General features: G+C 75.8%; 12 protein-coding genes. 9 read left to right on the forward strand and 3 right to left on the reverse strand.

The window, feature by feature from the left end:
• Positions 1-247: 247 nt before the first annotated feature.
• Positions 248-2044, reverse strand: a complete 1797-nt coding sequence (locus AC067J_RS17310) for a protein kinase domain-containing protein (protein WP_478299970.1) — start codon at positions 2042-2044, stop codon at positions 248-250.
• Positions 2045-2245: 201 nt separating this feature from the next.
• Between AC067J_RS17310 and AC067J_RS17315 the strand changes: the two genes are divergently transcribed.
• The 6 genes from AC067J_RS17315 (at position 2246) to AC067J_RS17340 (ending at position 11833) form a co-directional block, all read left to right on the forward strand.
• A complete protein-coding gene (locus tag AC067J_RS17315) occupies positions 2246-6883 on the forward strand; it encodes a hypothetical protein (protein WP_478299972.1) in 4638 nt (1545 codons plus the stop codon).
• A gap of 170 nt (positions 6884-7053) precedes the next feature.
• The gene (locus AC067J_RS17320; protein ID WP_478299974.1) at positions 7054-7479 is read left to right on the forward strand and encodes a hypothetical protein; all 426 of its coding nucleotides are present in this window, start codon (positions 7054-7056) and stop codon (positions 7477-7479) included.
• A gap of 5 nt (positions 7480-7484) precedes the next feature.
• Positions 7485-8339, forward strand: a complete 855-nt coding sequence (locus AC067J_RS17325) for a nucleotide exchange factor GrpE (protein ID WP_478299976.1) — start codon at positions 7485-7487, stop codon at positions 8337-8339.
• 27 nt (positions 8340-8366) lie between these two features.
• Positions 8367-10931, forward strand: a complete 2565-nt coding sequence (locus AC067J_RS17330; RefSeq protein WP_478299978.1) for an Hsp70 family protein — start codon at positions 8367-8369, stop codon at positions 10929-10931.
• The gene (locus tag AC067J_RS17335) at positions 10928-11311 is read left to right on the forward strand and encodes a hypothetical protein (protein ID WP_478299979.1); all 384 of its coding nucleotides are present in this window, start codon (positions 10928-10930) and stop codon (positions 11309-11311) included. The genes AC067J_RS17330 and AC067J_RS17335 overlap by 4 nt, the downstream gene beginning before the upstream one ends.
• Before the next feature lie 258 nt (positions 11312-11569).
• Positions 11570-11833, forward strand: a complete 264-nt coding sequence (locus AC067J_RS17340) for a hypothetical protein (protein ID WP_478299981.1) — start codon at positions 11570-11572, stop codon at positions 11831-11833.
• An 86-nt stretch (positions 11834-11919) separates the two neighbouring features.
• Here AC067J_RS17340 and AC067J_RS17345 read toward each other — a convergent pair whose 3' ends face one another.
• Together AC067J_RS17345 and AC067J_RS17350 are read right to left on the reverse strand one after the other, a co-directional pair.
• Positions 11920-12207, reverse strand: a complete 288-nt coding sequence (locus AC067J_RS17345; RefSeq protein WP_478299983.1) for a hypothetical protein — start codon at positions 12205-12207, stop codon at positions 11920-11922.
• Positions 12208-12426: 219 nt separating this feature from the next.
• Positions 12427-13686: an MFS transporter gene (locus tag AC067J_RS17350; protein ID WP_478299985.1), complete on the reverse strand. Its 1260-nt coding sequence runs from the start codon at positions 13684-13686 to the stop codon at positions 12427-12429.
• Positions 13687-13801: 115 nt separating this feature from the next.
• Between AC067J_RS17350 and AC067J_RS17355 the strand changes: the two genes are divergently transcribed.
• The 3 genes from AC067J_RS17355 (at position 13802) to AC067J_RS17365 (ending at position 15985) form a co-directional block, all read left to right on the forward strand.
• The gene (locus AC067J_RS17355; protein WP_478299987.1) at positions 13802-14881 is read left to right on the forward strand and encodes an ArsR/SmtB family transcription factor; all 1080 of its coding nucleotides are present in this window, start codon (positions 13802-13804) and stop codon (positions 14879-14881) included.
• A gap of 61 nt (positions 14882-14942) precedes the next feature.
• Positions 14943-15167: a hypothetical protein gene (locus tag AC067J_RS17360; RefSeq protein ID WP_478299989.1), complete on the forward strand. Its 225-nt coding sequence runs from the start codon at positions 14943-14945 to the stop codon at positions 15165-15167.
• Positions 15168-15214: 47 nt separating this feature from the next.
• The gene (locus tag AC067J_RS17365; RefSeq protein ID WP_478299990.1) at positions 15215-15985 is read left to right on the forward strand and encodes an HAD hydrolase family protein; all 771 of its coding nucleotides are present in this window, start codon (positions 15215-15217) and stop codon (positions 15983-15985) included.
• The last annotated feature ends 21 nt before the right edge of the window (positions 15986-16006 follow it).

Raw genomic sequence — 16006 nt, forward strand, 5'->3', positions numbered from 1 at the left:
GGATGCGGCCGGCGCCGGGCGGGTGCCCGGGCAAGCCTGTCATGTCCGCGACTATAGCTTTCCCGGCACACGACCGGCAGGTGAACCGCACACTCCGGATGGCGGGAGGGGGCGGGGTGTGAACTCCGGTGCGCCGAACGGGACGTGGTGGAGACCGGGAAGGGCCCGGCCGCCCCGGGCCCGCCACCGGTCTGCCGGCAGTGGCGGGAGGTAGCTGCCGGGGCTCCCCGCCCGCGGCGCGGGCGGGTCAGCCCTCGCCCTGCCCGGGGAGCGCGACCGGCTGCCAGCGGTAGCCCGAGTCCTCCTGCCAGCAGTGGAGTTCACCCTCCACCACGGCGGCCAGGCAGAGCCGCCAGTCGTCGCCGACGGCGAGGGCGACCTGGGTGGCGGGGCGCAGGGTCGGCCGCCACCAGCGGGGGCGCCGGGAGCTGCCGGCGGCGGGCAGGCGCAGCCGCACGCCGCCCTCGCCGGCCAGGGCGACGGTCGGGCCGCCGCGATGGCCCGCCATCGCGATGCCGAGCGCGGGCTCGCCGTCGCCGATCTCGCTCGCCGCGCCCGTCGGGTCCGCGCCGTGCAGGTGGGCCGAGCCGTCCCGGTGCAGCGCGGCGGCCTGTGGGCCGGCCGAGGACCGGGCGAGCGCCCCCGCGCGGATCGGGCCCGGACGGCCCAGCGGTTCGGGAGGGGTGTCGGTTCCGACCCGCCAGCGCAGCAGCCGTTCCCGGTGCTCGACCAGGAGCAGCCAGGCGCCGGCCCGTTCCTCCATGGCGGCCAGCACGCGGTCGGCCGGGCAGCCGGTCAGCTCCTGGCCGGTGAGGGTGAGCCCGGGCGCCCAGCGGTACGAGCGCAGGGTGCCGCCGACGGCCGTCCACACGGCCAGCTCGCCCGCCGAGTTGACCGCACCGGCGAGTCCGCCGATGCCGCGCGCCGCCTCCCACCAGCCGGATCCGTTGCCGACCCAGAGCGTGCCGGTCTGGTCCTCGGCGAACACCGCGAGTTCGGCCTGCCGTCCGGCCCAGCCGCAGACCAGGGTGCGGACGGCGCGCGGCCCGGGCCCGGGCGGCGGCGGGTGCCCGGCGAGGCCGGGGCCGGCGAACACGACCCCGTCGGCGCCGCCGGCGACCAGCAGCGGCCGGCCGGCGGCGTCGGGCAGTACGGCGAGGCAGGCGGTGCGCGGCATCGCCCGGTGGGCGCGCAGGAGTTCGCGGCCGCGCGCCGCCCAGGGGCCGAGCGGTGCGGGCCGGCGGTCCGGTTCGCGGGCGAGCGGCTCGCAGGCCCACTGGGCGAGCTCCTCGCCGAACCCGGCGGCCAGCAGCTCGCCCCGGGCCTGGTCGGAGGCGAGCCGGTGGTCGAGCCGGCCGTGGTCGGGCAGCAGCAGGGTGCGGGCCAGGGTGCCGACGGCGAACAGGTCCTTGGCGGTGGTGGGGAATCCGCCGACCCGCTCGGCCTCCGGCGGGACGTGCCCGGGGGTGAACACCGCGACGGTGAGCGCGTGGTCGAGCGGGGCGAGGAAGGTGAGGTCGATCAGCTTGACCTGGCCCTCGGCGTCGACCAGGACGTTGGCGGGGGAGATGTCCCGGTGGACCCAGCGCTTGCGGTGCAGCTCGTCGACGATCCGGCAGAGCCTGGCCAGCACCTCGGCGGCGGCCGGCAGCCCGCCCCGGTTGGCGCGGGCCCAGGTGTGCAGCGGCACGCCCTCGACCCACGGCGAGATCTGGTAGCCGAGCAGCCCGCCGGTCGGCCGGGTGCCGGGCCGGTGCGGGGAGGGGCCGAGCAGGAAGCTGGGTACCACGAGGTCGTTCACGCCCAGCCGGTGGGCGTTGTGCGAGACGTCGTCCCAGCGGCCGAGCCAGCGGCGGACCTCCGAGGGGTCGCGCTCCAGCATGATCTTCGCGGCGACCAGTTCCTTGAGGCCGCTGTGGCCGGTGCGGACGGCACGCCACACCTCGGCCTCGCCGCCCCGGTGGTGGAACTCCAGGAGCTCGTACTGCTCGGGGTCGAACTCCGGCCCGAACCGGAGCCCGGGAACCCAACGCGACTCTGACACTCGACCCCCGACTGACGCCCGGCACCGACTCGGCGTCGGCCTCTCGCGGATCTCAGGATAGTGCTCTTTTCTGTTCGTCCGCCCTGAGGAGGGCCTATCCTGATGGCCACCGAGCAACATCATGAAGAGTCGTCAACTCATGATCGGCACGCCCATGTTGATCATGATGTCGGGGGATTCCGGACTGCAGGGGGACAGTGCATGGCTCAGCTCGTGGTGCTGCTGTTGGTCGTGGCGGCACTCGCAGGCGCGGGCGGCACCGTCCTGGTCCGCCGCCGAAGGGCCCACGAGCCGGCGGCGGTGGCGGCGGCGCTCACCCGCGCCGGTGCCCAGCTCACGGCGGGCAAGCCGCAGCGCGCCCGCCGCCAGTACGCGCGGCTCGCCAAGCGGCTGACGGCGGCGCCCGAAGCGCTCCGGCCCCAGCGCGGCCTCGCCCTGCTCGGCCAGGCCGAGGCGGCCACCGCGGACGGTGACGCCGCCGCCACGTTCGCACTGCACCACGAGGCCTTCCCGCTGCTGGCCGACCCGGCCGGGCAGCTGCCCCGGTGGAGCCTGCGGCGGATGGCCGAGGAACGGATGCAGGCCCCGGACGGCGAACTCGGGCCGCTGCTCGCCTTCCTGCAGGCGATGGAACGGGCGGCGGGCGAGAGCGCGGCCCGTGCCGACGGACAGGGCCTCGTCCAGGGCGCCGGGCCGGAGGCCGCGCCGGGCGTCGCCCGGGGCGGCGCCGTCGCACCGGCCACCGGGCCCGGCACCGGGCCCGGCCGCGCACTCGACCCCGCGGCCGAGGCGGGCGCCGACGCCGCGACGGCCGCCCGCGCCCGCGACTGGCTGCAACGCCTCTGCCGCGACGGCACGCCCGAGTGGCGCGATGCCGCGACCGCGCAGGCCATGGCCGCGCTCCCGGCCCGGGAGTGGCCGGTGCTGGCCCGGGCCGCCCTGCTGCGCGGACTGGACGACCGCGCGGCCGAGGCCGAACCGCTGCTCGCCGCGGCCGCCCCCGGCGGCAGCGGCGAACTCTGGTTCCGCTGGGGCACCCAGCTCTACGCCCTGCACCGGGACACCCCGGCCGTGGCCGCCCTCGACGAGGCGCTGCGACGCGGACCGGGCGAGGCGTCCCCGTGGTCCCGCGGCCCCGCGCTGCACACCGAGATCCTGCTCTTCCGCGGCCTGGCCCAGCAGCGGCTCGGCGACACCGGGGCGGCCTGGGCCGACCTGAACGCCGCCGCCACCGAGGCCCCGACGGACCCGCGCCCCCGCTACGCGCTGGGCCGGCTCGCCCTGCTGCTCGGCGCCGACGACCGGGCCCAGGAGCAGTTCACGGCCGCACTGGCCGCCCAGCCGTCGTACGCCCCGGCCCGGCTCGGGCTCGCCCTGGTGCACGAACGCACCGGGCACCCCGCCGAGGCGGCCGTCGACTACCAGACGGCGCTCGCCCTCACCCCCGGCTGGCGACCGGCCCGGGTGCGGCTCGGCGCGGCGCTGCTCGCGTCCGGACGGACGGCGGAGGCGGAACCGCTGCTCCGGGCCGAGGCCGGGACGGACTCCCGCTGGGGACAGATCGCCGCCTTCCACCACGGCCTGGCCCTGGCACGGACCGGCGACCCGGCCGGCGCGCTCGAACGCTGGGAGCCGCTGCGCGCGGCCGACCTGCTCGACCGGCTGGCGCTGCTGCGCGACCGGCTGGCCCGGGAGCGGCTCGCCGCCGACCCGGTGGCGGCCCGTGAGCTGTGGCAGCAGGCCGTCGCCGACGACCCGGCCGCGCCCGGCTACCCGGTGGCGCTGGCGGAGGCCGCCCTGCGCGAGGCCGCCCACCTGCTGGTCGCCGGACGCGACCGGGCCGAGGAACGGGAGCGGGCCGGGACGGCCCTCGCCCTGGCGGACTCGCTGCCGGTGGAGGCGCTCCCGGCACCCCCGGGCGGCCGGGCGGACCAGGTCGGCCCGGCCGCGGGCGGCGCGGCCGGTGCTGCGGCCGGTCCCGGTGCGGCTCCGGCTCCCGGGGCGCCGGAGCCGGCTCCGGCCGCCGATCCGCCGCTGGTCTTCGGCCGGGTGCTGCCCCCGGCGGACCCGCGCGCACCCGGTGCACCCGGAGCACCCGTCCCCGGTGCGCAGGCTGCGGGCCCGGCGCAGGCCGGCGGCCCCGCAGCACCCGCACCCGGCGTGGCCCTGCGGCGGCGGAACCGGCTGCGCGCCGCCCTCGCCCTGGCCGAGGGCTCGGCCGAGCCGCTCCCCGGCCTGCTGGAGGCCGCCGCGACGCCGCGCGACCGCTACCACCTGGCCGCCGCCGCCCTGCTGGCCGGCCGTCCGGTCCAGACGATCGCCCTGCTCGCGCCGCTCGAACCCGACCCCGCCGGAGACCCCGGCCTCGCCCGGCTCCGGGCGCTGCTCGCCGAGCGGGCCGGCAACTGGTCCGGCGCGCTGGAGTGGCACCGGCACTTCCTGTCCGCCCCCGCCCCCACCGCAGCCGCCGCGGCCACCGCGGGCGGCCACCGGGCCGAGCCCGCGCCCACGCCGGCGCCGACCGGAACACGGCCCACACCCCGAACCGACACCACCCCCGGCGAACCGGCGCACGGCGCCTGCACCACCTGCGACCGACCCGCGTCCGGCAGTTGCGGCGGCTGCGGCCGGGCGGGCTGCGCCGCCCACCTGCACCGGCCCGGAACCGCCGCCTCGCCCCGCTGCGCCCACTGCGCCGCCCCCGCGCTGCGCGCCGTACTCGACTGCGCCCGCCGCGCCGGGCTCCCCGCGGAGGCCGAGGCCGTCCTCGCGGACTGGGCCGACGCGCTCGGCGACAGCCCCGCCGCCGCACCCGTCCGCCTCGACCTCGCGCTGCTCCGCGCCGAACTCGGCCTGCTGGACGCCGCCCTGGCCGAGCTGCCGGACACGGCCGGCCGGGAGCGCGCCGCCGTGCTGGTCCACCGGGCGGCGGCCGCGCTGGAGGCCGGGGAGCCGGGACGGTCCGCCGGGGACCTGCGCCGGGCACTGGAGCTCGTGCCGGACCACCCGCAGGCGGCCGCCGCCCTCGGCCTGCTGGCCGAGCACGAGGCCCGGCAGCACGCGGCGGAGGGCCGGCACCGGGAGGCCTGGGACGGCTACCGCGCACTGCTGCTCAAGGACCCGGCCCACCCCCGGCTGCTGCACGCGCTCGGCCTGGCCGGCTACCGGCTCGCCGCGCCCGGGGCGGCCACCGGGTCCGCCGACCCGGCCTCCGGCGACCCCGCCCGGAGCAGCGACGAGCGGCTCTGGGCCTGGACCCTCGGCTGCCTCACCGCCGCCCTGCACCAGCCCGACCTCTGGGCCGAGACCGCCCGGGTCACCGGCCGGCCGGTCGACGAGCAGCGCGCCGCCGCCGCCCGGACCGCGCTGCTCGACCGGCTCCGCACGGACCTGCGCGAACTGGACCTGATCCGCGGCCGCAGCGGCGACGAACTGGACGCCTGGACCGTCCGCCTCGGCATGGAGGCGCACTGCGCCGCCGCCTTCGCCGGGGAGGACGCCCGGATCGCCCTGCCGGACCGCCCGCTCCGACGCCTCGTGATCGGCCCCGTGCTCCACCGGGAACTCTGCGAGGACCCCGCGGTCCCGCTCTGGGAACGGCAGTTCAAACGCGCGGTGCGGGCCTGGCACGGACGGGACGACCACCCGCTGGGCCAGTCCCTCGGCCTGTTCGACGACCTCGGCCCGCAGCGCTACCTGCTGCTCCAGGGCCGCCAGTCCGCCGCCGTGAGCGCCCTGGACGCGATCGCCGGCGAGGAGCGCGGCGAGGCCTGGCGCGTCCTGCTGTCGGAGGCACTGGTCGGCCAGGCCCGGGAGCACCACCGCCACCAGGAGTGGCGCGAGGCCCTGGACTGCCTGGCCCGGGCCCGGACCGTGCCGGACGTCGAACTCCCGGCGGACGCCGCCGGCATCGCCGCCGAGTCCGGAGTGCGCGCCGCCCGCGCCCTGCTCAAGGCCAGCGACGACGACCAGGAAGGGGCGGCGAAGCTGCTGGAGCAGGCGCTGGAGCTGGCACCGGACCACCCCGAGGTGCGCGGCGACCTCGGCGCGACCTACGCCCAGTGGGCCCGGAAGATCAACAACGAGAACAAGGACTACTCCCGGGCCCTCACCCTGCTCCGCAAGGGCATGGCCCTCGCCCCCGAGGACCCGACGGCCCGCCACTTCCTGGAGGCCGTCCTCGGCAACCGGGCCGGCGACCTCACCGACGCCGAGGCCCCGGAGGCGGACCTGCTGGAGGCGGCCGAGCTCTGGAAGGAACTGCACGCGCTCAACCCGGACGCCGACCACCTGCTCGGCTACGTGTTCGCGATGCGCCAGCTGGCCCGCCACGCCGCGATGAACGACCGCTCCAGCCTCGCCGTCAGCCGGATGGCCGCGGCCCTGGAGGCCGACCCGGAATGGACCGGCGAGACCGGGCACGAGTCGCGCCGCCGGGTCTCGGTGATGCTGGCCAACCACATGCTGGACGAGATGACCGGCCGCCCGTTCACCGAGCGCGCCGCGATCCTCCGCAAGGCACGGTCCTACGACGACTCCGTCGACATCCGCCAGCTGATGGTCGGCGTCTGGCGCAGCGAGGCGGCGGACCTGTACGAGGCCACGCGCTACCTGGAGGCCACCAGGCTGCTGGAGCAGGCGCTGGAGTTCTCCCCCTCGCACGAGGAGACGGCGAAGCTCCACCGCGAACTCGGCGTCGTGTACGGCAACTACGCCGTCGCCCGGGCCAACCTGCGGGAGTTCCGGCAGGCCCGGGAACTGGTCAAGACGGCCGTCCAGTACTGCCCCGACGACCGGGAGCTGAAGAAGCTCCAGAAGAAGATCAACTCGCTCTACTGAGGCCCACCCATTCCCGGCATCCGGTGGCCGGCCCGCCCGGTCACCGGGGGTCGGCCGCCGGAGACCCGGCCGCCGGGTCGACCGGTCGGCGCGGTCCCGCCGTCCGGCGCGGTCCCGCCGTCCGGCACGGTCCGACCGTCCGGAGGAGAGAAGGAGAGACGACCCTCGCCATGCCACTGCACGAACCGTCACCGTACGAGGTCCTGGGCATCCCGCTCTCGGCCGGCGTGCGCGAGATCAACCTCGCCGTAGGACCCGCCATGCGGGCCGGCCGCTTCACCCGCCAGCAGATCCAGGAAGCCGCGGCGCTGCTCCGCAACCCGGACCGGCGGCTGGAGGCGGACCTCCAACAGCCCCTGCCGCCCGAGCCGGTGGACCAGGTGGCCGACCTGCTGGCGCCCGCCCTGGCCGAACCCCTGCTGGTGATCGACCGGCCGCCGCTGCCGTCCGCCGCCGCACTGCTCGCCCTGCACGGGGCGGAACTGGCGGCGGACTTCGCCGAACCCGTCCCGGCCGGCGTCGACCCCGAGCCCGCCGTCCCCGCGCGCTTCGCCGCCGACCTGTCGGTGCTGCCGCAGATCGAGATCCCGGAGTGAACGACGTGACGACACCCGCACCGCGCAAACCGCTGGAGGTCCCGCAGCGGGCCCTTGAGGTCGACCTGCCCCAGGCCTTCGGCCAACTGCTGTTCCGCGCCTCGATGCTGCAGCGCCGCCGGGCCGAGGAGGCGCAGGCCGCCAAGGCCGCCCAGCGGGAACTGGTCGGAGCCCTGATCGAGGTGGACGACGCCCTGGCCTCGCTCGGCCTGGACCGTGAACTGGTGCTGCTGGGCCGGGGAGCCGGGATCGAGGCCACCCGCCGCCGCCTGCTGGGCAAGCTCGCCAAGGCCGGGGTCCGCCCGATGCGGCTGGACGGGCTGGCGGCGGACCCGGCGCTGACCGAGATCGTGGGCAGCGAGCCGAGGCGCGGGGTGGCACCGGAGACGGTGGTCGAGACCGTCGTCACCGGCTTCTTCTGGGGGGACGAAGTGCTGCGCCGGGCCCAGGTCGTGGTGGCCGCGCACGCTCCGGCGGAGCCGGAGTCGGAGCCGGTGCCGGCGTCCGGCTTCGGAACCGTCATCGGCACGGGCACGGGCACGGGTACGGGTACGGGCACCGACACCGTCGTCGGCTCCGCCGCCGGCGCGGAGGCGGACACCGACACGGTGTACGTGCCCGGGCCCGCGCCCGAACACCCGTCGGATCAGGCCGCCGCAACCGTGCCCGGCGGATCTCCCGGCGCCGGCACCGAACCGCCGGCCGCCGAACGGACGTCTCCCGAACGGACGTTGCCCGAACGGACGCCGCCCGAGCAGCAGGCCCCCCTCCAGCCGGCCCCCCAACAGGCCGCGCGGGTGAGGGCGGCGAAGCCCAGAGGCGGCCGGGCGGCCAACCGGCGCAAGCGGAAGAAGCGTTAGGAACACGAGGGGCAAGAGGGGAACGACATGTACCGCACACTCGGTATCGATCTGGGCACCACCAACTCCGTGGTGGCCCACCTGCGCCGCGGCGAGCCGGAGATCGTCTTCAACCGGCAGAACCAGGAGGCCACACCCTCCGTCGTCGGCCGCGGCCGCAAGGGCGAACTGCTGGTCGGCTCCACCGCCCGCAGCCGCCTCGCCCTCGACGGCGAGAACGTGATCCGCTCCGTCAAGCGCTTCATGGGGCGGAAGTTCAAGGACCCGCAGGTCCAGGCCGCCCTCGGCGAGCTGGACTACCGGGTCACCGCGGGCTCCGACGGCGACGTCAACGTCTGGTTCGACGGCCGCTCCTACACCCCGATCGAGATCTCCGCGATCATCCTGCACCGCCTCAAGGAGGACGCCGAGCAGCGGTTCGGCGAGCCCTTCCACCGCGCGGTCATCACCGTCCCCGCCTACTTCGGCGAACGCCAGGTCGCGGCCACCCAGGAGGCGGGCCGGATGGCCGGCCTGCACGTGCTGCGGATCATCAACGAGCCCACCGCCGCCGCCCTGGCGTACGGGATCACCGCCGAGGCCGGGGTCGACGGCCGGACCGTCCTCGTCTACGACCTCGGCGGCGGCACCTTCGACATCTCGATCCTGCTGCTGGTCCCCGGGTCGGTCTCGGTGCTCGGCATCGAGGGCGACAACCTGCTCGGCGGCGACGACTTCGACCGCGCCATCACCACCGCGCTGCTCGACGACATCCGGGCCGAGTACGGCTCGGACTACCAGCCCGACCTGCGGGACCGGCCCAAGATCGCCTCCACCGCCGAGACCGTCAAGATCGAACTGTCCCACCAGGAGTCCTCGGAGGTCATCCTGCCCGGCCTCGGCGCCGGCCAGCTGGTCCTGGAGACGGAGTTCGAGCGGGCCCGCTTCGAGGAACTGATCGAGGCCCAGATCGAGCGCACCATCGAGCTGACCCACAAGGCCATCATGCAGGCCAACCTCACCGTCGGGGACATCGACGAAGTGCTGCTGGTCGGCGGCTCCACCTCGATCCCGCTGGTCGCCCGCCGGCTGGGCGAGGTGTTCGGACCCCGGCGCGTCCGCCGCGGCGTCAACCCGATGCAGTGCGTCGCACTCGGCGCGGCCGTGCAGTCCGCACTGGTCGGCGAGGTCGAGTGCCCGGAGTGCCGGGCCCCCGCCGACCTGGCCGCCTCGGCCTGCTCCAACTGCGCGCACTCGCTGCTCGGCGGCGACCGGGTCTCCTGCCCCGGCTGCCACATTCCGGTGGACACCGCGGCCGCCGAGTGCCCCAAGTGCGGCCAGGACACCGGCGGTTCGACCGGCGGAACGGCCCCGGCCACCTCCCGGGCGGCCACCGTCGTCCACACCGACAACTGCCCCCGCTGCGGCACCCCCGCCGCCCCCGGCGTCACCTCCTGCGAACTCTGCGGAGAGGCACTGAACTCCGCCGCCTCCGGGAACACCAGGGTGGCCTCGACGGCCGCCGAGGACGTGGGCCTGCGCTGCGCCGCCTGCGGCAACGTCAACCCGCCCGGAGTGGAGGTCTGTACGGGCTGCGGCGAGCTGATGCAGGTCACCAACCCCTTCGACATCACCCCGAAGAACCTCGGCATCGAGCTCAACGACGGCCGGCTCGCCGTCATCATCCCCAAGAACACCAGCTACCCGACGAGTTCGCCGGTCAGCCGGCAGTTCGTGGTCTCCGGCAGCGGCCGCCAGCGGCTGGAGGTCGCCGTCTACGAGGGCGAGCACGAGACCGCCCAGCGGAACGAGCTGATCGGGCACCTGACCCTGCGGCTCCCGGCCGGACTCGGCGGGCGCACCCCCATCGACGTCTCCTTCGGCCTCGACCGCGACCGCACCATCACCCTCTCGGTGCGCATCCAGGGCGGCGGCGAGAAGACCGTCAAGCTGGAGCGCGTCACGCTCGACCCCGAGCTCAAGGTGCAGGTCGAGGAGCAGCAGCGGCAGATCGAGAGCTTCACCGACCGCTGGGGAACCGAGCTCACCGAGGCCGAACTGCGGGACGCCCAGCGGCTGATGGACACCCTCGACGACCTGGCCGCCGGCCAGGGCCGGGGCCAGTCGGTGGACGAGGCGCTGGAGCGGGCCCAGCGCCAGCTCAAGGCCCAGCGCTGGGTGCGCGGTTCGGAGGCCTACCTGAGCCTGTTCCTGCACTACTGCGAGAAGCACCTCGACCCGAGCGACCTGGACCGGCTCCGCTCGGTCGCGGCGGAACTGCGGCTGCGCCGGGAAGCGGCCGACTGGGAGGGCGCGATGGCCGCCGCCGCCCGCGCCGACGAGCTGTGCGACTCGCTCGGACACACCTTCCGCATGCTCACCATGTGCAACGTCTACGTGAACCAGAACCTGGTCTCCCCGGCGCTGGCCCAGCGGATCCTGGCGGAGCTGCGCGGCCTCGACTCGGCGGTCGAGGCGGCCAACATGGAGGCGGCCAACCGGCACACGTCGGCGCTGCTGCTCCTGTACGCGGAGGCGCAGCGCGAGTTGGGCAGCGAGCAGCAGGTCGAGCCGCTCGGCCCGGTCCGTCCGGAGGAGGCGGGGCCGCGATGAGCGAACCGGTCACGGTCGACCCCGCGTCGGTCGATCCCGCGTCAGCCGGACCCGCGTCGGTCGGACCCGCGTCGGTCGGACCCGCGTCAGCCGAACCCGCGCCGATCGACGTCCCCTGTCCGCAGTGCGCCGTTCCGGCCGACCGGGAGAGCCTGCGCTGCCCGTCCTGCCGGGAGGACCTGGCGGTGCTGGTCCGCCTGCGCTACGCGGGCCGGATCGACTACAACGAGGCGCTGGAGCTGCTGCGGGCGGGCGACGACGCGTCCGCCGTCGTCCTGCTCCGCCGCGCGCTGGCCGCCGAGCCGGACCTCCGCCCGGCCCGCGACCTCCTCGCCGAACTGTCGGCCCGGCTCCGGGCTCCGCGCTCTCCCGTCGACTAGGAGAGCGCCTACCGCAGACGCTGTGGCCCGCCCCCTCGCCCGGGGGCGGGCCACAGTCCTTCGGGCTCCGCCGTCCCGGTCCCGTTGCGGGTTCACGGGAAATTCCGAAATTTCTTCGGAATGCACTCGGAAGGATTTCCCGAATGCCGCCTCAATTCCCTTTCGAATAGCCGGTTCCAGGGTTAATCTGAAGTCAAGTCGGCGCAGTTGCACCTTATTTGCGACTGCTCATGACAGGCGTCATTCGAGGGGGTTCTCGTGTCCTACACCGTCCCGATTCCCATCATCGACCGTCTGATCAACACCGGTATCGGCCGGATCATCACGGCGCCCTGCGAGGGCAGGAACTGCAACGGGCTGACCGAGCAGGTGAAGATCAGCAACGCCAAGGCGGTCGGTGCCAAGAGCGGCAGCTTCACGGCCGCGTTCGCCCGTATCGCCGCAGACTGGAACCCGATCTACAACCTCATCGAGGGCCAGCCGACGATCTGCAAGCGCTGCGGGACGGTCAACTGGGACTGACCCGCGCGCGAGGGCCGCGGCGGTCCGCCTCCCCGTATCGGAGGCGGGCCGCCGCGGCCCTCGTCGGTCCGTGGCCGCGCCGCGCGCTACCGCTGCCGGGCGGCGGCGGCCGTCTTGCGCTGGTGAACGAGCAGGCCCATGAAGCCGGCCATGAAGCCGCTGATCAGGCCCGACACGGCGTGGTTGACGGCGTTGGCCGTCTCGTCGTCAGGAGTGCCGACGATCAGGTAGTTGGCGGCCGCGCTCATCACCGCACCGATCACGCCGCCGATGACACCGCTGACCAGCGAGGTGCGCACGGTGCCGGGTGTGCCGGTCGCGCGGGAATCGCGGGTGTCGGGGGTGTCGGGGGTGGTGGTGCTGGGCGCGGTCATGTCGGCCTCCTGGCATGGTCGCTGAGCACGGGCCCGCGGTGTCGGGCACATGTGATGCACAGTCTGGCAGGAACCTCCGCGAACGGAACCCCCTGTTCCATCCGGTGAGAAGGGCCGGGCCCGGCCGGCCGAGGGGGCCGTGTGCCCCGTGCGGGGAGCCGGGTGGTCGTCCGGCGGACGGCCGGCGGTCGTTCGGGGGGCGTCCGGCGGCCGTCCGGTTCAGCCGCCCGCCGGGCCGCCCGTGCCGGCGGGGGCCGCCCCGGGGACGGCGGTCCGATCCGTTGCGTGTCGGCCCGGTCGGCCCGGCCGGTCCCGCCGCCGCGGCGGCACCAGGTGGCGGGCCAGGCCGAGCGCGGCGAGCACCGCGACGAGCGTGCACACACCCGGCCACCCGCTCAGGTCGTGGGCGCGCAGCCCGAGCCAGGACCCGGCGCTGCCGCCCAGGTAGGCGCAGGTCATGTAGGCGGTGTTGAGCCTGCCCCGGGCGTCGGGGCGGAGCGCGTAGACCCGGGTCTTGTTGGCCACCATGCCCGACTGCATCGTCACGTCCAGCAGCAGCGTGCCGAGCACCAGGACGGTCAGCCCCGGTGTGCCGCCGAGCCCGCCCGCGGCCAGCACCCCGGCGGCGAGGAGGGTCCCGGCGAGGCAGACCAGGTTCACCGGGTCGGGCCCCCGGCGGTCCGCCAGGCGCCCGGCGAGCGGGGTGCACAGCATGGTCGCCGAACCGACCAGCGCGAGCATCCCCACCGCCTGCGCGCCCAGCCCGTACGCCGGGCCGGCGAGCAGCAGCGGCAGACACGTCCAGACGGCCGAGAACCCCGCGAAGACCGTGGCCTGGTAGAGGCACGAGCGGCGCAGCTCCGGTTCCGCGCGCAGCAGGCGCAGCGGCTCGACCAGCAGGGCCGGGTACGGCTGCCGCGAGGGCGGCGGTGCGGCCGGGGCCGGCAGGGCGCGGGCCAGGACGGCCGCGAGCAGCAGCACGACCGCCCCCGCCGCCAGGTAGGGCGCGCGCCAGCCCAGCCATTCGCCGAGCGTTCCGCCGAAGGTGCGGGCGAGCAGGATGCCCGCGATCGACCCGCTCATCAGGGTGCCCACCACGGCGCCGCGCCGGTCGGCGGCCACCAGTCCGGCCGCCATCGGGGAGATGATCTGGGCGGCCACCGTGGTGACGCCGGTGACGGCACTCGCGGCGACCAGCGCCGGAAGGCCCGGGGCGCAGCCCGCGGCGAGCAGGGCGGCTCCGGTGAGGCCGAGCAGGGTGACCAGGAGGGACCGGTTCGGGAGCCGGTCGCCGAGCGGGACCAGCAGGAAGATCCCGGCGGTGTAGCCGATCTGGGTGGCGGTCACCACGAGCGCGGCGGAGTCGGCCGGTTCGCCGAGGCCGGCGGCGACCAGCGGGGTGATCGCCTGCGGGAAGTAGAGGGTGCCCACGCCGACGGCACAGGTCAGCGAGAGGAGCAGGAGCAGGCGGCGGCTCACCTCGAACCGCCGTCCTGCGCGGGGTGTTGGGCGCGCTGCGTCGGGGCTGCGTGTGTCATACCCGGAAGTGCACGGCATCCCCGCGCCGCCGCCAACCGATGTAGCGTGGGGCTTAATGATCAGCATCGGGCTGGGCGTCGAGGACCTCGCGGACACCCGCTTCGCCCTCTCACCCCTGCACGAGACCGTGCTCAGCCTCCGCGTCCTGCGCGAGCCGGGGCTCTCCGCGCTTCACCTGCCGTGGCGGCGGGCCGTCCTGACCCGCCTCGGCGGGCTGGACACCGGCCTGCTGCTCTCGCTGGTCGCCGCACGGCGCACCCTGCCCGACTTCCTGACCCCGCGTCCGGCCGTGTTCGCCCCGGCCTTCGAGGACGAGCTCGCCGCCGTCCGCCGGACCGCGCCCGACGTGGTCCGCCGTGACCTGCTGGCCACCCACGCCCCGGACCCGCTGCCCGCCGCCCTGCTCGACGCCACCGCCGGCGGCGACGCGCCGGTGGCCCGCCTCCGTGACGCCGTCTGCGAACTCCTGCACCACTACTGGGAGATCGCCGTCCGGCCGGAGTGGCCGCAGATGCGGCTGGTGCTGGAGGCCGACATGACCTACCGCGCACGCCGGCTGGCGCTCGGGGGAGCCCGCCTGCTCTTCGCCGACATGCACCCGAACCTGCGCTGGCAGGACGGCGTCCTGCACGTCTCCGACATGATCAGCCGGCACCACGTCGCCGCGTCCGGCCGGGGCCTGCTCCTCCTCCCGTCGGTCTTCGCGCACAAGCCCGCGCCCCCGGTCAGCCCCGAGGTGGCACCCGCCCTCGCCTACCCCTGCCGCGGTGTGGGGACGCTCTGGCTCCGGCCGCCCGCCCCGGACGCCGCCGCACTGGTCGCGCTCCTCGGCGCCCCCAAGGCGCGGCTGCTCGCCCTCCTGGACGAGCCCCTGCCCACCGTCGAGGTCGCGCGCCGCCTCCGGGTCACCCCCAGCGCCGTCTCCCAGCACCTCCGCGTCCTGCACGCCACCGGCCTGCTCACCCGGGCCCGCGACGGCCGCCAGGTGCTCTACCGCCGGAGCACGCTGGGCGACCAGCTGACCGGCGCGGCGGGTGCGGCGGGTGCGGTGGGGGTGGCCGGTGCGGGGTCGGCGGTGGCGGGGTCGGCGGTGGCGGCCGAGTCGCAGGGCGGGGAACGGGGGCCGGGGCTGTGACGCATCCCGTCCCGGTCTGGGAGGATCGCCTCGATCGTACGAGTACGAAGGTGGGGAAGACGTGATCGGTCTGGTGCTGCTGGGCGTCCTGGCGGTGGTCGTCGGCGGGTGCGTGTGCCTGGTGTGGGCGGCGCGCGGCGGACCCCGCTGGGTGCGTGCCGTGGCGGGCGCGACGCTCGGGGCGGGCGAGTTGGTGCGCCGGTCCGGGCGGAGCGGGCGGCGGAGCTCGCGAGGGTCCCTCGGTGACGGTGACGGTGACGGTGACGGCGGCGACGGCGGGGAGTGACGCGGCGCGGCCCGAACCGCGTTCGTTCGACTGGATACAATCCGACGATGCTCAAGCTTCGCGCCCGCACCGTGGTATTCGACATCGACGGCACGCTCTGCTTCGACGGGCGGACGATCGACGACCGGATCCTCGCGGCGATCGCCGCCTGTGAACGCGTCGGCTTCCACGTGGTCTTCGCGTCCGCCCGGCCGGTTCGGGACCTCCTCCCCGTACTCGGCGGCGCATTCCCGTCCGCCACGCTGATCGGCGGGAACGGGAGCCTCGTCTCGGTCGACAACCAGGTGCGGGCCCGGGCCGCGTTCGACCCCGTCGGATTCGGCGCGCTGCTGGAGGCGGTCGGGCGCTACGGGGCGACGTACCTCGCGGACGGGCCCTGGGACTACGCCTACACCGGGCCGGCCGACCACCCGATCCGGAGCCGGGTCGACCAGGGGTCCCTCGCGAGCAGGGTGGACCTCGCCGACCTTCCCGAGGTGGTGAAGTTCCTGGTCGTCGGGGCTTCGGACATGGCGGCACTCGCCGAGGCCGGCCGCGGCCTCGGACTGACGGTCAACCACCACCTCGACGAGGCGATCGTCGACTTCGCCCCCGGGTCGACGAACAAGTGGGAGGCCCTGGCCTCGATGGGGATCGTCGAGTACGCGGCCTTCGGCAACGACATCAACGACCTCGACCTCCTGCGGAACGCGGAGCGGTCGGTCCGCGTCGGCACGCACGCGGGCCTCGACGGCGTCGCACAGGTCACCGTCGCGGCCGAGCCGGAGGCCGTCGCGGCCGAGATCACCCGGCTCGCCGCCGCGGCGCGGGGGGTCTGAGCCGCCCGCACGGCCGCCCGT

Source organism: Kitasatospora sp. NPDC042419, assembly GCF_056437345.1.